Source organism: Bacillus sp. 3G2, assembly GCF_044324725.1.
GTDB lineage: Bacteria > Bacillota > Bacilli > Bacillales > Bacillaceae_G > Bacillus_A > Bacillus_A mobilis.
Genome location: NZ_CP172246.1, coordinates 3,551,253 through 3,575,917, shown reverse-complemented (window position 1 = coordinate 3,575,917; position 24,665 = coordinate 3,551,253). Strand labels below are relative to the sequence as shown.

Here is a 24,665-nt window from a genome sequence, read left to right as displayed (position 1 = left end):
ACATGCCGACAGTCTTTTTTCATTCATAGCAAGGGGAGGTGAAATCATGAGTAGTACTACAGTTTGGATACTCATCTCCATTTTGCTTGCAACAGTCGGTGCAGTTGTTGGCTTTTTTGTTCGAAAGTCTATTGCTGAAGCGAAGATTAATGGTGCAGCTAATGAAGCGAAACGTATTATAGACGAAGCGAATCGTGAGGCTGAAGCACTTAAGAAAGAAGCGCTTTTAGAAGCAAAGGATGAAATTCATACACTTCGTACAGAAGCTGAATTAGAAATTCGTGACCGTAGAAGCGAATTACAAAAACAAGAAAATCGTTTAATGCAAAAAGAAGAGAACCTTGATCGTAAAGACGAAACGCTCGATAAACGCGAGCTACAGTTAGAAAAGAAAGAGGATTCTCTTGTAGCGAGACAACAACAGATTGAAGAGTTGGAAAGCAAAGTGGGAGAGTTAGTTCAAAAGCAACAAACAGAATTAGAGCGCATTTCCAATCTGACACGCGAACAAGCGAAAGCAATTATTCTTGGTAAAGTAGAAAGTGAAGTTTCTCATGAAATTGCCGTAATGGTAAAAGAAAGTGAAGTTCGTGCGAAAGAAGAAGCGGATAAGAAAGCAAAAGAAATCTTATCTCTTGCAATGCAAAGATGTGCAGCTGATCATGTTGCTGAAACAACCGTTTCGGTTGTAAATCTTCCAAATGACGAAATGAAGGGACGTATTATCGGACGTGAAGGTCGAAATATTCGTACGTTAGAGACGTTAACAGGTATTGACCTAATTATCGATGATACACCAGAAGCGGTTATCCTTTCTGGATTCGATCCAATTCGTCGTGAAACAGCTCGTATCGCTCTTGATAAACTAGTACAGGACGGACGTATTCACCCAGCGCGTATTGAAGAAATGGTCGAAAAATCAAGACGTGAAGTGGACGAGTATATTCGCGAAGTCGGAGAGCAAACAACGTTTGAAGTGGGTGTTCACGGTTTACATCCAGATTTAATTAAGATTTTAGGTCGTTTAAAGTACCGTACAAGTTACGGACAAAACGTCTTAAAACACTCTATGGAAGTTGCATATTTAACTGGACTTATGGCAGCAGAGCTTGGTGAGGATGAAAAACTAGCAAGACGTGCTGGTTTATTACATGATATCGGTAAAGCGATTGACCATGAAGTAGAAGGTAGCCACGTTGAAATTGGTGTCGAACTCGCAACGAAGTATAAAGAGCATCCTGTAGTTATAAACAGTATTGCATCTCACCATGGGGACACAGAACCAACTTCTATCATTGCAGTTTTAGTTGCAGCAGCAGATGCATTATCAGCTGCAAGACCTGGAGCTCGTAGTGAAACGCTTGAAAACTATATTCGTCGTCTTGAAAAGTTAGAAGAGATTTCAGAGTCTTATGAAGGCGTAGAAAAATCTTTCGCAATTCAAGCAGGACGAGAAGTTCGTATTCTGGTAAAACCAGATACAATTGATGATTTAGAAGCTCATCGTTTAGCTCGTGATATTCGAAAACGTATTGAAAATGAACTGGATTACCCAGGACATATTAAAGTAACTGTTATTCGTGAAACACGTGCAGTGGAATACGCAAAATAAAGTGGTGAAACACCACTTTATTTTTTTGTGTTGGAATTGGTTAAAATAAAGGAAATTAGCATACAAGTGAAACAAACTTATCATACATATATTGTAAGGGAATCGCTTGAAGCTATAGTAATAAAAAATGTAGTACATAGGAAGGGTAAGACATATGAGAATATTATTTGTTGGGGATGTAGTAGGATCTCCTGGTAGAGGTATGATTCAACAATACGTACCGGCATTAAAGAAAAAATATACACCTACAGTAACCATTATTAATGGAGAAAATGCAGCAGGTGGACGTGGAATTACGGAAAAAATATATCGAAACTTTTTAGAATGCGGGGCACAAGCGGTTACACTTGGAAACCACGCTTGGGATAACCGTGAAGTATTTGAATTTATTGATGATGCAAAATATCTTGCAAGACCAGCTAACTTCCCAGAAGGAACTCCAGGAAAAGGACTTATCTTTGTGAACTGTAATGGAACAGAAGTTGCAGTTATTAACTTACAAGGACGTACATTCCTTCCTCCAATTGATTGCCCATTCCGTAAAGTGGATGAATTAATAAACATTGCAAAAAAACGTACGAATATTATCTTTATTGATTTCCATGCGGAAACTACAAGTGAAAAACAAGCGTTAGGTTGGTATGTAGATGGTCGTGCTACAGCAGTAGTAGGTACACATACACATGTTCCTACAGCAGATAATCGTATTTTACCAAGCGGAACGGCATATATCACAGATGTTGGTATGACAGGGCCTTACGATGGAATTTTAGGTATGGATCGAGAAGCAGTATTGAAGAAGTTTTTAACAAACTTACCAGTACGATTTGAAGTGACAAGTGGTAGAACACAATTAAGTGCAGTGCTAGTTGATGTGGATCCGAATACAGGAAAAGCTAAGAAAATTCAGCGTATCTTAATTAATGACGATCAACCATTTTTTGAGTAATTCCCGGGTAAATTTTAGAAAAGTTATTATTTTTTAATTTTTTAGAAAAATTGCAGAAATTTAGCAGGAATACGCGTCATTCCTCGTGAATATAAGTTAAAGTGAAATAATTGCTAATACTTTTTATAGAAACGAGGAGGAAACGCGGAATGGAAATATTAAAAGTTAAAGCAACGTCGGTCCCTAATTCTGTAGCTGGTGCACTTGCAGGTGTTATTCGCGAACGCGGAACAGCAGAAATTCAAGCCATTGGTGCAGGTGCATTGAACCAAGCGGTAAAGGCAGTAGCAATTGCAAGAGGATTTGTAGCGCCTAGTGGTTTGGACCTGATTTGTATCCCAGCGTTCACAGATATTATGATTGATGGGGAAGAGCGTACAGCAATAAAATTAATTGTAGAACCTCGTTAAGTTTAAACAACCTGTTTGCAGTATGCAAACAGGTTGTTTTTATAATGGAGGAATGGAAATGAAAATTTTTGATGCTCATTGTGATGTACTCTTTCAGTTATGGAGTGCACAGGGGAAAAAGAATTTTAAAAACGATCCGCAATTACATATTACATTTGAACAATTAAAGAAAAGAAAAGGGAGTATACAATGTTTTGCTATATATGTGCCAGAAACGGTGCTATATGAAAAACGCTTTGAAGTAGCATTACAGATGGTCGATATTTTTTATAATGAAATTTTATCATTACCGGGTGTGAAGTTTATTCAGACAAAAGATGATATTAACATGTTAAAACAGGACGAGATTGGAGCGATATTAACACTAGAAGGATGCGAAGCAATTGGAAAAGATGCAATGAAATTACGGTTGTTTTATCGTCTAGGAGTACGTTCTTTTGGACTAACATGGAATTATGCCAATTTATTAGCTGATGGTGCGCTAGAGGCACGTGGGGCGGGTTTAACGACCTTTGGTAAACATGTTGTACAAGAACTTAATACGTTACATGTATGGACTGATGTGTCTCATCTGAATGAAAGAAGCTTTTGGGATGTGATGGAAATTGCAAAAAATCCTATTGCCTCCCATTCAAATTGTATGAAACTTTGTCAGCATCCACGTAATTTAAAAGATGAACAACTTAGAGCTCTTATAAAGCGAAATAGCATGATTGGTGTTACTTTTGCACCGCAGTTTCTAACAAGTGAAAAACAAGCGAATATAGCGGATATAGTAAACCATATCGAATATATTTGTTCATTAGGTGGAGAGAACAATATAGGATTTGGTTCGGATTTTGATGGGATTTTAGAAACAGTTGTAAATGTATCAGCGTATAGAGAATACGAAAATGTAATAAATGAGCTTTGTAAACACTATGCAGCATCTACTGTAGAGCGATTTTTATATGATAATTTTGTGGAACGTATAAGCTTTTAAGATTTTTGTTTTAAAAATCCAGAAAAATTAGAATTAATTCATTTGATATTATTGCTTTTTTTAAGACCTAATACTAGAATGAAAAACAAAATAGCTTTATACTAAAGATTCAGGGAAATCAGAAGAGGCATAATTTGCGTCCGTTGTAGTTTATTTGTATAAAAAATGCTAAACTATTACTGTAAAAAAATACACTACAATGAATGCAGCCAAAAGGGGTGTAGGAGATGATTAGTCAACTTTCATGGAAAGTTGGAGGCCAACAAGGTGAAGGAATTGAAAGTACAGGAGAAATCTTCTGTATTGCATTAAACCGATTAGGGTATTACCTATACGGTTACCGCCACTTCTCATCACGTATTAAAGGCGGCCATACAAATAATAAAATTCGTGTAAGTACAACAGAAGTACGCGCGATCTCAGATGATTTAGATATTTTAATTGCTTTTGATCAAGAAACTATTGATTTTAACTTCCACGAACTACGTCCAGGTGGAATTGTAGTTGCGGATGCGAAATTTAATCCGACAATACCTGATAATACAGATGTAAATCTATATGTGATACCGTTTACAGATATTGCTTCAGAATTAGGCACATCATTAATGAAAAACATGGTTGCTGTTGGGGCATCAAGTGCGGTATTAGGATTAGATGAAACAGCTTATCTAGATGTTGTTGAAGAGATCTTTGGTCGTAAAGGAGAGCAAGTTGTTCAAAAGAATATGGACGCAATTAAGCGCGGCTCTCAATATATGAAAGAATTGCTAGGTGAAAAAGTAAACATGATGCAGCTTGAAAAAGCTGATGGTAAGAAACGTATGTTTATGATTGGAAACGATGCAATCGCATTTGGTGCGGTAGCTGGTGGGGCTCGCTTTATGTCTGCATATCCAATTACACCTGCATCTGAAATTATGGAATACTTAATTAAAAAATTGCCAAAAGTTGGCGGGACAGTAATCCAAACTGAGGATGAAATCGCAGCTTGTACAATGGCAATCGGTGCAAACTATGCTGGTGTTCGTACATTAACTGCATCTGCTGGTCCAGGTCTATCTTTAATGATGGAAGCGATTGGTTTAGCGGGTATTACAGAAACACCATTAGTAATTGTTGATACACAACGTGGTGGTCCAAGTACAGGATTACCAACGAAACAAGAGCAGTCTGATTTAATGGCGATGATTTACGGTACGCACGGTGAGATTCCAAAAATCGTAATGGCGCCAAGTACAGTTGAAGAAGCTTTCTATGATATTGTAGAAGCATTTAACCTAGCTGAAGAATATCAAGTTCCTGTTATTTTCTTAACGGATTTACAGCTTTCTTTAGGGAAACAAACAGTAGAACCGCTTACGTTAGATAAAGTGGAAATTCGTCGCGGTAAGCTTGATTTAGAAGCGGAATTACCAGAACGTGAAAATAAAGCATACTTCAAGCGTTATGAAGTAACAGAAGATGGCGTTTCACCACGTGTGTTACCTGGTATGAAAAATGGTGTTCACCATGTTACAGGTGTAGAACATGATGAAACTGGTAAACCATCTGAATCAGCAATAAACCGTAAAGATCAAATGGACAAACGTTTCCGTAAAATGGAGAACTTGAAGTTCAATACCCCTGTTTATAAAAATGTTAAGCATGAAGAAGCAGACGTATTGCTTGTTGGATTTAACTCAACTCGTGGTGCGATCGAAGAAGCAATGGGGCGCTTAGAACAAGAGGGTATGAAAGTAAACCATGCTCATGTGCGTTTAATTCACCCGTTCCCAACAACTGAAATCGATCCACTTGTGAAACATGCGAAGCGTGTTGTAGTGGTAGAAAACAACGCAACAGGTCAGCTTGCTAACATTATGAAAATGAATCTTGGTAACGGTGAGAAAATTTCTAGTCTTTTAAAATATGATGGGAACCCATTCTTGCCGAAAGAGATTTACAACGAATGCAAAAAAGGGGTTGTATTAAATGGCAACATTTAAGGACTTTCGTAACAGTGTAAAACCAAACTGGTGCCCAGGTTGCGGAGACTTCTCGGTGCAAGCTGCAATTCAACGTGCGGCAGCTAACGTTGGCTTAAATCCAGATGAACTTGCTGTTATTTCTGGTATCGGCTGTTCAGGTCGTATTTCAGGTTATATTAATTCATATGGTGTGCATAGTATTCATGGTCGTGCCCTTCCAATTGCACAAGGTGTAAAAATGGCAAATCGTGATTTAACAGTTATCGCATCAGGTGGCGATGGTGATGGATTTGCGATTGGTATGGGACATACAATTCATTCTATTCGTCGTAACATCGACATTACGTACATCGTAATGGATAACCAAATTTACGGATTAACAAAAGGGCAAACTTCACCACGTAGTGAAGCTGGATTTAAAACGAAGAGCACACCACAAGGTTCAATTGAGCCATCGCTAAATGTTATGGAAATGGCTTTAACAGCTGGTGCGACATTTGTGGCGCAAAGCTTTTCAAGTGATTTAAAAGAATTAACACAAATTATTGAAGCTGGTATTAACCATAAAGGATTTTCTTTAATTAACGTATACAGCCCATGTGTTACTTACAATAAAGTAAATACTTACGATTGGTTTAAAGAGAATTTAACAAAACTAAGTACAGTAGAGGGATATGATCCGTCTAACCGCATGATGGCTATGCAAACGTTAATGGAAAATAACGGATTAGTAACAGGTTTAATTTATCAAAATACAGCGCAACCTTCATACCAAGAACTTGTAAAAGGCTATAGTGAGAAGCCTTTAGTGCAAGCTGATTTAAATATGGATCAGAAAATGTTTGATGAACTTGTTGCTGAATTTATGTAATATAAGAAGAGGAGGTTGCCATGTGGCAACCTTTTTTCATGAGAAAAATATAGGATAGTCTTATTTACTTAGAAAATTCAGAATGGTAAAATAATATATAAATCGTTGTATGAAAATGGTGAGTTCATTGCTTATGAAATGTAAGATCCAAACAGAGCCTCTTTCTTGTTAAAATTGGCGAAACGCTTCATACTATGGTAATGTTTATAAGGATAAAGCAATATGCTTTTGGGTAGGACAAGAAGAAATGTTAAAAGGGAATGTCTATTTGTGTGTGGGGAAGACTTCATTTTTATGAATGATTAGATTGACTACTCAAGTTTCAAAGGACAAGTTATCTCTCAAGCTATCTAACCATTTTTGAAGTGAGTCAAAGCGCATTAAAATGGACTATAGAGTGTGTATAGTTAAGGGTGAAAGGAGATTACCGATGAACGAGCAACAACGATTAGCAAGTCAACAAGCAAATTCCTCTACGAAAAAAGAAGAGAAAGATTATAGTAAATACTTTGAAAGTGTATACCAACCACCTTCCTTAAAAGACGCGAAAAAACGAGGGAAAGAAGAAGTTAAAATTGAACGGGATTTTGGCTTACCTGAAGAGTTTCGCAATTTTGGTACAGGAAGAAAGTTCTATATTCGTACATATGGTTGTCAAATGAATGAGCATGATACGGAAGTAATGGCGGGTATTTTCACCGCACTTGGATATGAGCCAACCTTTTCAACTGAAGATGCAGATGTAGTTTTATTAAATACTTGTGCCATTCGTGAAAATGCTGAAAATAAAGTGTTCGGTGAACTAGGTCATTTAAAGTCTTTAAAACGAAGAAATCCGGACCTTTTAATTGGTGTATGTGGTTGTATGTCGCAAGAAGAATCCGTTGTAAATAAAATTATGCAAAAAAATCAGCATGTAGATATGGTGTTTGGAACGCATAATATTCATAGATTACCGTACATTCTAAAGGATGCAATGTTCTCGAAGGAGACGGTAGTTGAAGTTTGGTCAAAAGAAGGGGATGTAATTGAAAACCTTCCGAAAGTACGCCGTGGCGATATTAAAGCTTGGGTAAATATTATGTATGGCTGTGATAAGTTCTGTACATATTGTATCGTACCGTATACACGTGGAAAAGAGCGAAGCAGACGTCCAGAAGACATTATCCAAGAAATCCGCCATTTAGCTGCGAATGGTTATAAAGAAATTACGTTACTTGGCCAGAACGTAAATGCATATGGTAAAGACTTTGAAGATTTTGAATACGGACTTGGCGATTTAATGGACGAACTCCGTAAAGTTGATATTGCCCGTATTCGTTTTACAACGAGCCATCCACGAGATTTCGATGATCACTTAATTGAAGTGCTTGGAAAAGGTGGAAACTTAGTAGAACATATTCACTTACCAGTTCAATCTGGAAGCACAGAAATGCTAAAAATTATGGCGCGTAAATATTCACGTGAGCATTATTTAGAGCTTGTAAGAAAAATTAAAGACGCAATTCCAAACGCGGTATTAACGACTGATATTATCGTCGGTTTCCCAAATGAAACAGATGAGCAATTTGAAGAAACGATGTCGTTATATCGTGAAGTAGGATTTGATACTGCCTTTACCTTTATTTATTCTCCGCGTGAAGGTACACCAGCTGCAAAGATGAAAGATAATGTACCGATGGAAGTGAAGAAAGAACGTCTGCAACGCTTAAATACATTAGTAAATACGTTGGCAATTGAAAAGAATAATCGTTACAAAGGTCAAATTGTAGAAGTGTTAGTTGATGGGGAAAGTAAAAATAATCCAGAAGTACTCGCAGGTTATACTCGTACGAATAAACTTGTAAACTTCGTTGCGTCAAAATCTTTAATTGGTCAGCTTGTGAAAGTAAAAGTAACGGATGCGAAAACTTGGTCTCTTAACGGAGAATTAGTTGAAGAGCCGATTGAGGTGGAATAATAGATGAAAGTATATACGAAAGATGATATTGTTGAGCAAGCGAAAGAATTAGCAAAAATGATTTCTGAAACAGAAGAAGTTGATTTCTTTAAGAAAGCAGAGGCGCAAATTCATAAAAATGAAAATGTAAAGCGCGCAATTGATGAAATTAAAGCACTGCAAAAGCAAGCGGTAAACTTGCAGCATTACGGGAAATGGGAAGCTTTGAAAAAAGTAGAAGCTGAAATTGATGCATTGCAGGATAAGTTGGATAGTATCCCAGTTGTACAAGAATTTAAATCTTCACAAACATATGTAAATGACTTACTACAGCTAGTTGCCAGTACGATTTCTAACAACGTAACAGATGAAATATTAATTTCAACTAATGGCGATGTATTGAAGGGTGAAACGGGCGCAGAGGTAGAAAGTAAAAAAGGAAATTGTGGTTGTTAAAGAGATGTCGAATTGACATCTCTTTTTTTAGTGGGTTAAACGTAAGTTCTTCTCGAAAAAAGAATGACACATTCCGCTATTGTCACGCATATGATTAAGTGAATAGTGATTGAGGAGGGTTACGAATGTCCGAATTTAGAGAGATTATTACAAAAGCAGTGGTTGGAAAAGGACGTAAGTATACAAAGTCAACGCATACATGTGAATCGAATAATGAGCCAACAAGTATTTTAGGGTGCTGGGTAATTAACCACTCGTACGAAGCAAGAAAGAATGGAAAGCATGTGGAAATTGAAGGTTTCTATGATGTGAACACTTGGTATTCATTTGATGGTAATACAAAGACAGAAGTTGTAACAGAACGTGTGAACTACACTGATGAAGTGAGTATTGGGTATCGTGATAAAAACTTTTCTGGTGATGATTTAGAAATTATTGCTCGTGTCATTCAGCCACCAAATTGTTTAGAAGCTCTTGTATCACCAAATGGTAATAAAATTGTTGTGACTGTAGAACGTGAATTTGTAACAGAAGTAGTTGGAGAAACGAAAATTTGTGTAAGTGTAAATCCTGAAGGTTGTGTAGAATCAGACGAAGATTTCCAAATCGATGATGATGAGTTTGAAGAATTAGATCCGAACTTTATCGTTGATGCAGAAGAAGAGTAATAGAAAGCTAGGGAGAAGTTCTTCCTAGCTTTTTACTTTACATAAGTAGTGCTTGAATGACCATGATTCCTTATGAAATGTGCTATAATGAAGAAAGACTCCTGAAATAGGAGATATGGATGTCCGTGAAGTGTGACATATATGAATATAGATTATTATGTAAGAATTATGGAGGATAAGTATGACGCAATATACGCCTATGATACAGCAATATTTAAAGGTTAAGGCAGACTATCAAGATGCCTTTTTATTTTTCCGATTAGGTGATTTTTATGAAATGTTCTTTGAAGATGCGGTTAAAGCAGCTCATGAACTTGAAATTACATTAACGAGCCGAGATGGTGGTAGTAGTGATCGTATACCGATGTGCGGTGTACCGCATCATGCGGCTAAAAATTATATTGAACAACTTGTTGAAAAAGGCTATAAAGTAGCGGTTTGTGAGCAAGTGGAAGATCCAAAAACAGCTAAAGGTGTAGTGCGACGTGAAGTCGTACAACTTATTACGCCAGGAACGATGATGGAAGGGCGTACGATTGATGAGAAAGAAAATAACTTCTTAGCAGCATTAACACATTTTGAAGATGGATCGTATGCGTTAGCTTGTAATGATTTAACGACTGGACAAAATACAGTAACGTTGTTAACAGGTTCAGTAGAAGATATTTTATTAGAAGTGTATGCAACTGGTTCAAAAGAAATTGTTGTAGATTCTACATTTTCGAAAGATGAATTAAATAAATTAACTGAAACATTAAAAATGACGATTTCGTATGAAGATGCAACAACGATCCCAGAGGGATTAGAACATCTTGTGAAAAATGTTTCACAAGCAAAGTTAATTAAAGCAATTGGTCGCTTATTTAACTATGTAATAAGAACACAAAAACGTTCGTTAGATCACTTGCAACCAGTGGAAATTTATTATACGAACCAGTTTATGAAAATTGATGTGCATTCAAAGCGAAATTTAGAGCTGACAGAAACACTTCGAACGAAAGAAAAAACAGGATCGTTATTATGGCTATTAGATAAGACGAAAACGGCTATGGGTGGTCGTATGTTAAAACAGTGGATGGAACGACCGCTTATACAAAAAGAACGAATTGAAGAGCGTTTAGAAATGGTTGAAACATTTGTGAATGATTACTTCTTACGTGAAGATTTAAAAGAAAAGTTAAAAGAAGTATATGATTTAGAACGTTTAGCAGGGAAAGTTGCATTTGGTAATGTGAATGCACGTGACTTATTACAGTTAAGACGATCTTTACTTCAAGTACCAGCTATTTTAGAAGCGATTAGTTTGTTAGATAATGCTTATGCAGCAAGGTTAATTCAAGGCGCGGATCCATGTGAGAGCTTAACTGAATTACTAGGAAGAAGTATTCAAGAAAACCCACCGCTTTCTATTAAAGATGGAGATATTATTAAAGACGGTTATAATGACAAGCTTGATCAATATCGTTACGTTAGTAAAAACGGAAAAACGTGGATCGCTGAGCTTGAAAAACGAGAGCGTGATATTACAGGAGTTAAATCATTAAAAATCGGGTACAACCGTATCTTCGGTTATTACATTGAAGTAACGAAAGCGAACCTTGCAGCATTACCAGAAGGCCGCTATGAGCGTAAACAAACACTTGCTAATGCTGAACGTTTCATAACAGATGAGCTGAAAGAAAAAGAAACGTTAATCTTAGAAGCAGAAGAAAAAATTGTACAACTAGAATACGATTTATTTACAGCGCTTCGTGAAGAAGTAAAAGTATTTATTCCGAAATTACAGCATTTAGCGAAAGTAATTAGTGAATTAGACGTACTGCAAAGTTTTGCGACAGTTAGTGAAGAAGAACAGTTTGTAAAACCTGTACTAACAACGAAGCGGGAAATCTTTATTAAAGATGGTCGTCATCCTGTCGTTGAAAAAGTATTGAACGGGAAATTGTATGTACCGAATGATTGTATTATGCCAGAGAAGATGGATGTCTTTTTAATTACAGGACCGAACATGTCTGGTAAAAGTACGTATATGAGACAATTAGCACTTGTAACTGTTATGTCACAGATTGGTTGTTTCGTACCAGCAACAGAAGCAGTATTACCTGTATTCGATCAGATCTTTACGAGAATTGGTGCAGCGGATGATTTAATTTCAGGTCAAAGTACATTTATGGTTGAAATGTTAGAAGCGAAAAATGCAATTGCAAACGCATCAGAAAGAAGTTTAATTTTATTTGATGAAATTGGACGAGGTACATCTACGTATGATGGTATGGCACTTGCACAAGCAATCATTGAACATATTCATGACCAAATTGGGGCAAAAACGTTATTCTCTACGCATTATCATGAATTGACGGTGCTAGAAGAAAGTTTAGATCAACTGAAGAATGTACACGTTTCAGCTATTGAAGAGAACGGAAAAGTAGTATTCCTTCATAAAATTCAAGATGGAGCAGCAGATAAAAGTTACGGAATTCACGTTGCGCAACTTGCGGAGCTCCCAGATAGCTTAATCGCTCGTGCGAAAGAAGTGTTAGCACAACTAGAAGGACAAGAAGAAATTATTATTCCAAAGCGTGTAGAAGTGAAAGCGCAAGAGCAAGAAGTAATTCCAGAGCCTGTAGTTGTAAAAGAAGAACCAGTAGAAATCGAAGAAACAAAGGTAGAGACTGAAGAAGAATCGCAACTATCATTCTTTGGTGGAGAACAGTCTTCGAAAAAACAAGACAAGCCAGTTTTAGATGCAAAAGAAACGGCAGTACTTACGCAAATTAAAAAAATTGATTTACTTGATATGACACCTTTAGAAGCGATGAACGAACTGTATCGCTTGCAGAAAAAGTTAAAGAAAGGATGAGTAAGTAGATGGGGAAAATTCGCAAACTCGATGACCAACTCTCTAACTTAATTGCGGCAGGGGAAGTAGTAGAGCGCCCTGCCTCAGTCGTAAAAGAACTTGTGGAAAATTCTATCGATGCGAATAGTACATCTATTGAAATCCACTTAGAAGAAGCTGGTTTATCAAAAATTCGCATCATTGATAATGGGGATGGAATTGCAGAAGAAGATTGTATTGTCGCTTTTGAACGACATGCAACGAGCAAAATTAAAGATGAGAACGATTTGTTTCGCATTAGAACACTCGGTTTCCGTGGTGAGGCATTGCCGAGTATTGCCTCAGTTAGTGAATTAGAATTAATCACTAGCACAGGTGATGCGCCTGGTACGCACCTTATGATTAAAGGTGGAGACATTATAAAGCAGGAGAAAACAGCGAGCCGAAAAGGAACAGATATTACAGTACAAAATTTATTCTTTAATACACCAGCGCGTCTTAAATATATGAAAACCATTCATACAGAGCTTGGGAATATTACAGATATCGTGTATCGTATCGCAATGTCACATCCAGAAGTATCGTTAAAGCTATTTCATAATGAAAAGAAATTGCTTCACACATCAGGAAATGGTGATGTAAGGCAAGTACTTGCATCGATTTACAGCATTCAAGTTGCGAAGAAGCTTATTCCAATTGAAGCTGAATCTTTAGATTTCACAATTAAAGGTTATGTAACATTGCCAGAAGTAACGAGAGCATCTCGAAATTATATGTCAACGATTGTAAATGGTCGTTACGTTCGAAATTTCGTATTAATGAAAGCCGTTCAGCAAGGATATCATACATTATTGCCAGTCGGAAGATATCCAATTGGCTTCTTATCGATTGAAATGGATCCAATGCTTGTTGACGTTAACGTACATCCTGCAAAACTAGAAGTTCGTTTTAGTAAGGAACAAGAATTGCTAAAACTTATCGAAGAAACATTGCAAGCAGCATTTAAAAAAATAAAGCTCATCCCAGATGCAGGTGTAACAACGAAGAAAAAAGAAAAAGATGAAAGTGTGCAAGGACAGTTCCAGTTTGAGCATGCGAAGCCGAAAGAGCCATCTATGCCGGACATCATTTTACCGACGGGCATGGATGAAAAACGAGAAGAACCACTGGCAGTGAAACAGCCAGCGCAACTGTGGCAACCGCCGAAGCAAGAATGGCAGCCACCACAGTCGCTCGTAAGAGAAGAACAAAGTTGGCAGCCATCTACTAAACCGATAGTGGAAGAACCAATTCGAGAAGAAAAAACGTGGAGCAGTAACGATGAAGACTTTGAATTAGAGGAATTGGAAGAAGAAGTTCAGGAAATAGAAGAGATTGAAATGAACGGTAATGACTTACCACCGCTTTATCCAATTGGACAGATGCATGGAACATATATTTTCGCTCAAAATGATAAAGGCTTATATATGATTGACCAACATGCCGCGCAGGAACGTATTAATTATGAATACTTCCGTGATAAAGTAGGAAGGGTAGCGCAAGAAGTACAAGAATTACTTGTACCATACCGTATCGATTTATCTCTTACTGAATTTTTACGTGTCGAAGAGCAACTAGAAGAACTGAAAAAAGTTGGACTGTTCTTAGAACAATTCGGTCATCAATCCTTTATCGTCCGCTCACATCCAACGTGGTTCCCAAAAGGACAAGAAACAGAAATTATCGACGAAATGATGGAACAAGTCGTCAAACTAAAAAAAGTTGATATTAAAAAATTACGTGAAGAAGCAGCCATCATGATGAGCTGTAAAGCGTCCATTAAAGCAAATCAATATTTAACGAACGATCAAATATTTGCTTTACTGGAAGAACTACGTACAACAACAAACCCGTATACATGCCCGCACGGAAGACCCATTCTTGTGCATCATTCTACTTATGAGCTGGAGAAGATGTTTAAGAGGGTTATGTAGGGATACTGTTCATAGAGAAAAAATGGTTCCCAGTTATTTTAATAATATATAGAGAGAAATAAAAAGGAGCGATAGTAACAAGTCGCTCCTTTTTCATATAATTCTTTTGCAACTATATATATATAATTCATTTATAAACTAGAAATAATCTATTTGTAGTTTATATGTGTTTTCTTATTTTTTTGTAAAGAAAGAGGTTTTTAATTTACAGATTTATCGGAATTATGTAAAGTGTAGATAAAATCATAAAATGGGGTGTTCTTTATGTGTACTAGTTTGACATTACAGACAAAAAACGGTCAGCACCTTTTTGCAAGAACGATGGACTTCACATTAGATATGAATCAAGAAGTAATAATCATTCCTCGACATTACCAGTGGAATAATATAACTGGTGAAGTTATTAATACGAAACATGCTACGGTTGGAATGGGAATTAATCATCAAGGAAGGATCATTATGGCGGACGGAGTAAATGAAGCAGGTATGACATGTGCAACACTCTACTTTCCAGGATTCGCTACTTATAGTCAAAGCATAGATGACAACAATACGAATTTAGCTCCATTTGATTTTGTGACTTGGAGTCTCACACAATTTAATTCTGTAAAAGAGTTAAAGAAATCTGTAGATAGCCTTACCTTTTTGGATATACCATTACCGGATTTAGGACTTACGCCACCGCTACATTGGATTTTAGCGGATAAATGGGGAGATTGTATTGTACTGGAGCCGACAAATGAAGGGTTAAAAATGTATGATAACCCACTAGGAGTGATGACGAATAGTCCGGAGTTTAATTGGCATTTGCAAAATTTAAGACAATATATTGGCCTTAAATCGCAGCCATTCGCGCCAACTGAGTGGAGTAACTTACCATTAAGTGCTTTTGGTCAGGGATCAGGCTCAATGGGACTTCCAGGGGATTTCACCCCGCCATCAAGGTTTGTGCGAGCAGCATATGGTAAACAAAATATTCAAGGTATAGATAGTGAAGAAGAGGGAGTATCGGCCCTATTTCATATCTTATCAAATTGCGAGGTTCCTAAAGGCGGAGTAATAACAGAAGAAGGTGCATTAGATAATACCATTTATACAAGCGTAATGTGTATGGAGTCTGGAACATATTATTATCATACTTACGATTGTAGACAAATTATAGCCGTTCATTTATTTCATGAAAATTTAGATACAGATGAGATTAAATCCTATCCATTCCAGCGGAAACAAAAAATATTTTATGAAAACTAAGTAGCTTTGAAACTGTGTTTGGTAAATTTGAAAATATGTATAACAGAGCAATAAGGGCCTATATAATTCTCGGATGCTTCTTTAACTTTGTGATTCATCATAGAGCTACTCCTTTCTCCAATGCCTCCTACCACTAAAATTCTGCTGGTAGGAGGATTGGCTAAGAAATTGATTTTTAATTAAACTAGTTTTTATTTTTTCTAGAAGGCCCATTAAAGTACCATTAGGTGAAATAAGCATGGACGTACTCCATTTATAAATAGTAAAGAACAAAAAAGGTGTGGAAAATATCCATACCTTTTTTGTTCTTCTATTATCTATGTATAAAAAAGCGCTGTATATCAGCACTTTTTAAAAGTACATGAGTTGTATAAGAAAGATTTATTTATTACCTATAACTATACAAGGTCTAATATAGATTCTTATTTTATTAATTGTTATAAGGGCCTATAAGGTTATTTGTTTTTATTATTATTAATTTTTTCCGTATATAACACCTGTTCTTTATAGTGTTTTTTAATTGGGAAAGTATGTGTACCAGAGCCGTTTTTGAAGTTTTTATTGATGGGATTTTTTAGCGGGATTGTTGTAGTTTCAGTAAATTCATATGGGTAGTTTATTTTAGATTTATCTTCAAACATGAAAATGCCTCCTTTTAGGATTTCCTGAATTCTTTACTATAACATGATATGCATATAGATTTTTTTTGGACTAGTTATTTATAGAGGTTAATGGAATTTAATTCCGTACTTACTGAAATATTTCAAAGAAAAACAATGTGAGAAATGTATGATAATGATTTTTTTTCATTTATTAGTGAAGGGAATATTGCATATATATTCGTTATAAATTGTTTTTATAATATGGTTTATATAGGTTTTTCATGATAATATAATGCGGGAGATTATAGTGTTATTAGGTTATTAGGAACATTTAATGCTGTTTCAAAATTGAAAGGGAATTGAAAAAAAACTGAAACTTTTCTCATAAAAATTCAATCTTACTTGAAAAATGAAAGGAAAATGAAATTTTCCAAAAGATATTCTTTGTTAAGATAAAAAGCATACATACAAAAAGTATTGACATATCTTAAAAATGTATTTTCAAGATATAGTGGGGGAAAAGATGAGAGTAGAAAAACAATTAATAAAAAAGATGTATTATGAAACATTCCTAATGGAGAATGAAACGAAACCACCTCTTGACGTACTTGGGGAAGTTTATGTAAACGAAGAAAGAAATGAGATTTCTGATGGATCTTATATTCGTTTTGCACAAGGTGAGTTTTATTATCGTCATCAAGATTTTGAAGCTGCTATTTTTAAATGGGAAAAAGTTAGTAATGAATTAGCGCCGTGGGCACAAAAAAATATTGCGGATGCTTATTTCGAACTGAATCAATTATCAGTTGCTGAAAATGTGTATACTTCTATTACTACTGATAATAAAATATTGATGACCGAAATTGGATTACAATTACTTTCTCTTTACATAGAGCAAAATAATTTTGATTCCGCTTTCGCTGTTATTAAAGAAGCGGTTTCTTTAAATCCCGATTACCCGAATGTCACAAAAATTGCCCGTTCTTTTTATGAGGAGCAGCAAGATTTTGATAGTGCAGTAGAGCTTGCTGTGAATGAGTTAATTCGAACAGAATCTTATCCGTGGTTTGAGGTTTTAAAAGGATATATTGATAAAGGATTCACTAAACATATTTCACCAGATTATTTCTATGAAGTATTAGTTACGTTAAATAATGTAGATCAAGTACAATTTACGCAAATGGTTTCATCACTTTGGAATAGTTATAAAAATGAACAAAATTACTTAGTATGGCTTAATACAATAAATGAATTTTTCTTACATATTGAAATACATTCGTCCGATATATGGAACAAAATTTCTTCTCTTTACGAAGAAACGTACTTTGAATTAATTCAAGGTCAATATATGCTTACACAATTGCACGACATCATTCCCAACTTGTTAACAAATTGGTTAAAGGTAGTCAATCCATCTTATGCGGTATTTCCATCAGCAGCTGTATTGGCATGGGATGAGATTTTCCCTTCTAAAATAGATTCAGCAAATATAAAACATGCGGAAAACCTGTTGTTATATTCTATTAATCATGTGAATGGCTTAGAGTATAGTTTGCATCTTTTTGAATCTATTACAGGGTGGGCACAAGAGCATAATATAGAAATGGGTCACCGATTTAGATGGTTAGTTGGCGAACTCGCAGATTTAAGCACAAACCGCATTTTAGTAACAGGAACTTCAGGGAACGGAAAAACTACATTTATTAACTCTATATTAGGAGAAAATATAGTAGAAAAATCAATCTCAAATGTAGTAGTTTTAAAAAATGATGCTCATACAGAAATTAACGCCATAACAGACTCTGCAATTACAACAACGGAAGATGTAGCTGATTACCATAATATGATGTCCCAACACCATCAAACATATAGAGATAGAGCATGTGTGGAATTTAAATTACCATGCAGATTTTTAAGTGAAAATAAACTTACATTTGTAGTTACACCTGGCTTTAATAGAAATAACGATACTAGGGATGAGATATTCGAATATTTAAATTCTATAGACGAATTACTATTCGTCTTGAATGCGGATTCACCTTTTACTGACAAAGAACGTGACATTCTATTAAGCATTCAAGAACATACACCAAATTTACAAATTCATTTCTTATTAAATAAAATCGATAACATATACAGTGAAGCAGAAGTGAAAAGAGTGTTATATGATACGCAAGCTAGACTAAACACATATTTCCCGCATGCGAGAATTTTCCCTTACTCTTCGCTATATACAAGTAGTCAACAATTAAATGAGTTAACGGAGTTTATTCATTTAAACTGTAATCATAAAGATATCGATGTAGAACGTACTGAAAAGCTATTGTTTTTCATTCGAAAAACAATTACATATCTTTTGGATAAACGAGTGGAGAAAGAAAATAATTTAGTGGATGCGATTAATTGGAATGAAGATATGCTAGTGAAACTAAATGGTAGTATTAATAATCTTACTGCTTTTGAGAAGGAAAAAATTCATTTCATTACACAATCATATCGTACAATGAAAACTGAAATTATGAATGATCTTACTGAAAATATTCCGAAGTTATTACAGGGTTGTTCGGATTTAATTAGTGAAGAAAGTGATTTCGGGCATATGGATACGGAACTAAATAAAGCAATGAATGAAAGAGTGCATAAATACCTAGAACAAACGGTATTACCTAACCTTGCTCTTTCTATGCAAAATTGGATTGCAACTTCTAATAATGAGCTCCTTCAAAGTCAATCGTACCTAGAAGAACTTAGTGAAGGACTTAATTCTTTATTTGGAGAAAATCGAATACAGTTAGCATGTGATTTTAAAGTGCTTGATGACTGGCGCAGAGATACGGACAGAATGACGACTAGAATACAAATGGATGAAGTAAATATTTTACGTCGATTTACGCCAGCACAATTTTTACTGAAAAGTGCCGGTAAATTATTTGGAGTTCTTCCAAAAAACAAAACTATGCTATATAACAAATACAAACAGTATGTAGAAAATGAAGATTATACCGAGGTAACGGCTTCTATTATGAAGAAGTTTTTCTTGCAATTTGAGCTATTTGAAAACACGCAAGAGAGGGATATTCATATATTCTTTAGGAATCCATTTAATTCCTTGAAACAAGCTGTAGCAAACACTCATTTAGAAATACAAGAAAAACAAGAGATGTTACATCAAATGAAATCAAATCCTGAAGTCTACCATGATTCTATCAAGCTCTTTGAATTGAGATTACGTCAATGTGAAGTGATTTTAAATATAGGTGACGATCATACCTATACAGATGTAACTTTAGAAACAAGCGTAGAATAAAAAGTTCTTATATGACATTGCATCATATGTTATAAGAGAGTAAAAGGGAGCAACTGTAATGAGTTGCTCCCTTTTCATATTTAAATTATTTTTCAGTTTCTTTAATTTTCGTTTGTACTTCGCCAGTTTTAATTTTATTACTTTCTGAGAAACGTAATAAATCACCTTCAATGATTTTGTCAGACATTCGTAATTCATTTTGTGCACGGTTAATGAGTGCTTGTGCTTCTTTTTTTGGTAAATCCACAATTTCACCTGTTATGCGGTCATAGAAAGTGTTGTTTGTGTATGCATACTTGTCCGTAATAAAGCTACCATCACGTAAAACAACAAATCCGGTATATTCATCTGAAAACATATCATGGCCAAAACGAATATCGTTCGTAGTATCAATCCCAAGTAAATTTAGAATAGTAGGTTTCATATCAATTTGTCCTGTAGGCTTTGAAATCGTTTGACCTTCTGTTTGGCCAGGCATATGAATATATAAAGGTGTACGTTGTAAATTTAAAGTATCAAATTCTGTTATTAGATCTTTTTCTAAAAATTGTGCCATTGCGCGATTATGTTTTTCAGAAATACCATAATGATCACCATACAACACAATAATAGAATCATCATACATTCCCTCGGCTTTTAAACGCTCAATAAATTTTTTGATGGATTCGTCTAAGTAACGTGCTGTTACGATATAACGATCAAATACGCCATTACCAGAGTTATATGGTTCAATGAATTTTGTATCTTCATCATACGTAAATGGATAATGGTTCGTTAACGTAAGGAAACGAGCGTAAAATGGTTGATCAACAGTTTTTAATATATCTACTGATTGATCAAAGTATTCGATATCTTTTAATCCCCAATTTAAATTTGTTTCGGGCGTAATTTTGTAATCAAGTTCGTTATAGTAACGATCATAACCAAGAGCAGAGTACATAATGTTACGATTCCAAAATGTTGCGTTATTCGCATGGAATACAGAAGTGTAATAACCTTGCTGACGTAAAATTTCTGGAGTCGCAGTATAATCATTGTTTCCGTGTGTGAAAAATACAGCTCCTCGATTTAATGGATACAACGAAGTATCAATTAGAAATTCAGAATCGGATGTTTTTCCTTGCCCAGTTTGGTGGAAAAAGTTATCGAAGTAATAGCTTTCGTTTATGAATTGATTCAAGAATGGTGTAACTTCTTGACCGTTAACTGATGCGCCTATTAAGAAGGTTTGTAGGGATTCAAGAGTAACGACAATTACATTTTTTCCTTTCGCTGCACTAAACATGTTAGGATTCGGTTCACTTTGGTTTGCCTTTACGTAGTTTTCCGTTTCTTGTAATTTACTGCTATCAGCAAGTGCTTTTTGTGAGCCTGCTTTTACTTGTAGTGTTAAATCATATATTTGATGAGTGTATAGTCCTAAATTTTTAACAAGCATGACTCGGTCAAATGATCTCGTTAATAGTTCAGGTCGCTCTTTTTCTGCAAGATGTAAATTCGCAAAAAATACACCAATCGTTAAAAGAAAATATAGTAAGCGTGCCGGATGAGTTACACGTCCTGTTTGGAAGATTATTGATTTCTTCTTCAATAAAATAAAGAAGAAAATAATGTCTACGAATGCGAGTATAATTTTGTAGTTCAATATTTCTATAATACTGCCGCCTAATTGGCCGAAGTTTGATGTTTGCCCAAGTACTGGTAACGTAACGAAATCACTATAAAAATCATAGAACATTACATTCCCGACCAGTACGATTGTTAATAAGAAATTAATACATAGCGCGATATAATTTCTCTTTCCACCGGTTGCAAATAATGCTAATCCGACAAATGCTAATGATGTAGCGAGAGGGCTAATAAATAAAATAAGCTCTTGTGTAGAAGACTCAATTTTTAAATCAAAACTGAATCTTGTAATAAGATATGTTTTTAACCATACTGCTAAAGCAATTATTAAAACAAAGCTTATATTTTTCATTTGTAAATTGATTTTATTTTTCATTTTTACACCTTCTTCATACAAATTATTTAACTTGTGTTATATATTATGTTTTTATAACTATTAGAGTGTAATGAACCATTTAGCTTATGTTTTCTAAAGGTAATAATGTGAAGTATTCATATACGTACAATGAGGAATTTTAAAGCATAAATCTATTTTTTAGAAACTGAGCAGAAAAAGTCATAGTTGTAGTAAAAAATACTTATAGACATCCTAACATATTAAACACTATGATGATGTTACAAAATATCGAACAAATGAAAAGGGAAATGAATAGAGGCTTTTAAACCTGTTGACATTCAATTTGTTAGAATTGAATGTCAATGGTTATGTTAAATATGTATCTCATAAAATCCGGATTCTTTGCGGCAGAATTGTTAGTAAGCTATTACTATGGAAGTTAACATATTTGATTGCAATCTTAATGAAAGAAATTAAATATGAGATAAATATTTTCCAACATACAACCCACTTGCAGCAGCTTGAGATAATGAATGAGTGATGCCGGAACAATCTCCAACTAAAAATAGTCCATGCACACTTGTTTCAAAGTGGTTATTGATTTTTATCGTAGGAGCATAGAATTTTCCGTCAATTCCATATAATAAAGTATCTGTATCGATCGGTTCTTGGATGAATTGTTCTAAGCGTAATAAAAATTCTTTAAGTCCTTCAATATATAATGGAGGAATTTCTGTATTTAAATCTCCATAATCTCCTTGTAGTGTAGGTTGTACACGGTTATGTTTTATGCGGTCATCCGTTGTAGGTTGTTTATTTAGTAAATCCTCTAAGCGCTGAATAACAATTCGATCTCGTCCTTGGTTAATGTTTTTAATAATTGAACTTGCGTATATATTTGCTTCTTTGAGAGTTGAAAAATAGCACGGGATAAATAAAGTGAAATTTAAGTTAGGTGTGCCAGTTCCTTTCTCTCGAAAATTTTGACCGTCAGGCATAACTAAACCTTCTTCGTACTTTCTAATGATGCGTCCTTTCGGATTCATACAGTACGTAGTTGCTGTGAAGTGTTCATGCTCATAAGAAAGTTTAGTCTCAAATGTATCTTTTAATATAGAACGTAATTGGTGTTCTTTCATCTCTACTCGAATACCTAAATCTACACGAGTTTGTTCCTGAGAGATATGGAGAGAAGTGCACATTTCTTTTAACCAATCTGCTCCGGAACGTCCAGTTGCAAATACTAGTTGCTTAGATGTAATCGTTCCTTCATTTGTCTCTATTGTAAAATAATCTTTCTGTTTCATTATATGTTGTACATCTATATGAAATTGTATATTTATTTTCGTAAGTAAAAATTTATAGAGTTGCTGAAAAATCTCACTTGAAAGGGTAGTGCCAAGATGCCTTACTTCTGTTGTTAGCATTTGTAAACCACACGCTTCAGCTCTCTTATTGAGAGTTGGATTTTCTGTAGAATATTTTGAAACAGAACTTCCTCCGAACTGACATAGAATTTCATCTACTTCAGCCATGAGTTGTATAAAGCCTTCTTTACCGACTTTTTGCTCAAGTTCTCCGCCAAATCCGTTTGTATAATTAAATTTCCCTTCAGATTTTCCTAAACCGCCAAACCCAAAATATTTATCACATGTAGTACAAGTACACGCTTTTCCTTCGTCTAAAGGACAATGACGATCTTCTAGCGCTTTACCTTTATCCAGAATTAAAACTTTTTTGTTACTTTTAGCTAGTGAATAAGCCATAAAAATGCTACTTACTCCAGCGCCGATAATTGTAACATCATACATATTCTTTCACCTGCTAACGAATAGTTTGTTTTTCATTTTTTTAGTGTATAACAATTTTATGAAGTTAAGAAATAGATTTTATTAATAAAGAGGGAGTTTTTGATCTAGATGCTTTTTTATTTCACCGAGTGGAGGAGTAAACACAAATGTTTTTATTTGAAAGAAGAAGTATTTTTAAATGATCACTATGTCCTATGATTAATAAAATCTAACATATAAAAAACAGACCTTTTAAGTGAAGAGGTCTGTTAATGGTTTTAAATCTTATTTAGCAAACACATGGTTACCAATTATTGCTACTGTTTGACGTGTCGTAATCCATTTGTCTGTCGATGTTTTCGGATTATAGAAATAAAGCCAATCAGAATGTATTCCATTTGTGGAGATAGCCTCTTCTACTGCCATTTTTGCTTCTGGGCTTGCAGGCTGATTAATTCTTCCATCTGTAACAGGGGTAAAGGCATATCCGTATTTAATAGGTTCATAAATAACGCCTGTTATTGTATTTGGAAAACCTTTTGCATTTACACGATTTAGTATAACTTTTGCTACAGCCACTTTTCCTTTATAGGATTCGCCACCTGCTTCAGCAGTAACTAAGCGTGCCATTAAGTCTTTTTCTTTTTCTGAAATGCTTGAGTTAATTTTTAAATGTTGTCCTGTATAAAGCTTGTTTCCAGCTGTATTGTTAATTTGTTTTATAGATTGAACGGTAACATTGTAACGATTTGCTATCGTTTCTAATGAATCTCCCTGTTGTACTTGATAAATAATTTGTCCAGAAATGTTCGCAGGTTTGGCATTTTGACGAACGGTGATTTCATTTGAGTTCGTGGACCCTGGGATATTTAACTGTTCACCAATAAAAGTTTGATCGTTTCCTTTATTATTAGCCTGTTTAATAGATTGTATTGAAACTCCGTATTGTTTACTAATGCCCCAAAGTGTATCATTCTTTTTTACTGTATGAATGGTAGAAGCTTCAGCTGTACTTTGATGACATACGAATGTAATTGCAGCTGCAGATAAAGGGATTATATGTTTTATTTTTAATAATTTCAC

Annotated in this window: 17 protein-coding genes; 13 read left to right on the top strand and 4 right to left on the bottom strand. The window is 35.0% G+C overall.

Going from position 1 to position 24,665, the window contains the following annotated elements; translation table 11 throughout:
- Nucleotides 1-46: 46 nt before the first annotated feature.
- The 12 genes from rny to ACHZK0_RS18175 all read left to right on the top strand — a co-directional run bounded on the left by rny (nucleotide 47) and on the right by ACHZK0_RS18175 (nucleotide 15,917).
- The gene (gene rny, locus ACHZK0_RS18230; protein ID WP_016086643.1) at nucleotides 47-1,612 is read left to right on the top strand and encodes a ribonuclease Y; all 1,566 of its coding nucleotides are present in this window, start codon (nucleotides 47-49) and stop codon (nucleotides 1,610-1,612) included.
- Between the two features lie 154 nt (nucleotides 1,613-1,766).
- A complete protein-coding gene (locus ACHZK0_RS18225) occupies nucleotides 1,767-2,561 on the top strand; it encodes a TIGR00282 family metallophosphoesterase (RefSeq protein ID WP_001221093.1) in 795 nt (264 codons plus the stop codon).
- Between the two features lie 149 nt (nucleotides 2,562-2,710).
- On the top strand, nucleotides 2,711-2,971 hold the full coding sequence (gene spoVS / locus ACHZK0_RS18220; RefSeq protein ID WP_000404341.1) for a stage V sporulation protein SpoVS: 261 nt from the start codon (nucleotides 2,711-2,713) through the stop codon (nucleotides 2,969-2,971).
- Nucleotides 2,972-3,029: 58 nt separating this feature from the next.
- The gene (locus tag ACHZK0_RS18215) at nucleotides 3,030-3,953 is read left to right on the top strand and encodes a dipeptidase (RefSeq protein ID WP_270340317.1); all 924 of its coding nucleotides are present in this window, start codon (nucleotides 3,030-3,032) and stop codon (nucleotides 3,951-3,953) included.
- 227 nt (nucleotides 3,954-4,180) lie between these two features.
- Complete coding sequence (locus tag ACHZK0_RS18210; protein WP_262740363.1) at nucleotides 4,181-5,938, top strand: 2-oxoacid:acceptor oxidoreductase subunit alpha; 1,758 nt, start codon at nucleotides 4,181-4,183, stop codon at nucleotides 5,936-5,938.
- Nucleotides 5,925-6,791 (top strand): 2-oxoacid:ferredoxin oxidoreductase subunit beta, encoded by an 867-nt coding sequence (locus tag ACHZK0_RS18205; protein WP_000190158.1) that lies wholly within the window; start codon nucleotides 5,925-5,927, stop codon nucleotides 6,789-6,791. Before ACHZK0_RS18210 ends, ACHZK0_RS18205 begins: the two co-directional genes overlap by 14 nt.
- Before the next feature lie 430 nt (nucleotides 6,792-7,221).
- Nucleotides 7,222-8,751, top strand: coding sequence for a tRNA (N6-isopentenyl adenosine(37)-C2)-methylthiotransferase MiaB (gene miaB, locus ACHZK0_RS18200; RefSeq protein WP_270340319.1), 1,530 nt, complete (start codon nucleotides 7,222-7,224; stop codon nucleotides 8,749-8,751).
- A 3-nt stretch (nucleotides 8,752-8,754) separates the two neighbouring features.
- Nucleotides 8,755-9,186: a RicAFT regulatory complex protein RicA family protein gene (locus ACHZK0_RS18195; protein ID WP_000870464.1), complete on the top strand. Its 432-nt coding sequence runs from the start codon at nucleotides 8,755-8,757 to the stop codon at nucleotides 9,184-9,186.
- 125 nt (nucleotides 9,187-9,311) lie between these two features.
- Nucleotides 9,312-9,854, top strand: coding sequence for an outer spore coat protein CotE (gene cotE, locus ACHZK0_RS18190; RefSeq protein ID WP_001288800.1), 543 nt, complete (start codon nucleotides 9,312-9,314; stop codon nucleotides 9,852-9,854).
- 181 nt (nucleotides 9,855-10,035) lie between these two features.
- The gene (gene mutS, locus ACHZK0_RS18185) at nucleotides 10,036-12,714 is read left to right on the top strand and encodes a DNA mismatch repair protein MutS (protein ID WP_395760791.1); all 2,679 of its coding nucleotides are present in this window, start codon (nucleotides 10,036-10,038) and stop codon (nucleotides 12,712-12,714) included.
- Between the two features lie 8 nt (nucleotides 12,715-12,722).
- Nucleotides 12,723-14,666, top strand: coding sequence for a DNA mismatch repair endonuclease MutL (gene mutL, locus ACHZK0_RS18180; protein ID WP_395760790.1), 1,944 nt, complete (start codon nucleotides 12,723-12,725; stop codon nucleotides 14,664-14,666).
- A 264-nt stretch (nucleotides 14,667-14,930) separates the two neighbouring features.
- A complete protein-coding gene (locus ACHZK0_RS18175) occupies nucleotides 14,931-15,917 on the top strand; it encodes a choloylglycine hydrolase family protein (protein WP_262740353.1) in 987 nt (328 codons plus the stop codon).
- Nucleotides 15,918-16,372: 455 nt separating this feature from the next.
- On the opposite strand, the gene ACHZK0_RS18170 is transcribed toward ACHZK0_RS18175, so the two are convergent.
- Nucleotides 16,373-16,558: a hypothetical protein gene (locus ACHZK0_RS18170; RefSeq protein ID WP_000461128.1), complete on the bottom strand. Its 186-nt coding sequence runs from the start codon at nucleotides 16,556-16,558 to the stop codon at nucleotides 16,373-16,375.
- 484 nt (nucleotides 16,559-17,042) lie between these two features.
- Here ACHZK0_RS18170 and ACHZK0_RS18165 point away from each other — a divergent pair, with 484 nt between their 5' ends.
- Nucleotides 17,043-19,826: a dynamin family protein gene (locus ACHZK0_RS18165; RefSeq protein WP_262742775.1), complete on the top strand. Its 2,784-nt coding sequence runs from the start codon at nucleotides 17,043-17,045 to the stop codon at nucleotides 19,824-19,826.
- Nucleotides 19,827-19,911: 85 nt separating this feature from the next.
- On the opposite strand, the gene ACHZK0_RS18160 is transcribed toward ACHZK0_RS18165, so the two are convergent.
- The 3 genes from ACHZK0_RS18160 to ACHZK0_RS18150 form a co-directional block, all read right to left on the bottom strand.
- Entirely contained in the window at nucleotides 19,912-21,831 is a 1,920-nt protein-coding gene (locus ACHZK0_RS18160) for an LTA synthase family protein (protein ID WP_395760789.1), read from the bottom strand.
- A gap of 434 nt (nucleotides 21,832-22,265) precedes the next feature.
- Nucleotides 22,266-23,603 carry an NAD(P)/FAD-dependent oxidoreductase gene (locus ACHZK0_RS18155; protein WP_270344166.1) on the bottom strand — a complete coding sequence of 446 codons (1,338 nt, stop codon included), beginning with the start codon at nucleotides 23,601-23,603 and terminating at the stop codon, nucleotides 22,266-22,268.
- A 264-nt stretch (nucleotides 23,604-23,867) separates the two neighbouring features.
- Entirely contained in the window at nucleotides 23,868-24,665 is a 798-nt protein-coding gene (locus ACHZK0_RS18150; protein ID WP_270344165.1) for a cell wall hydrolase, read from the bottom strand.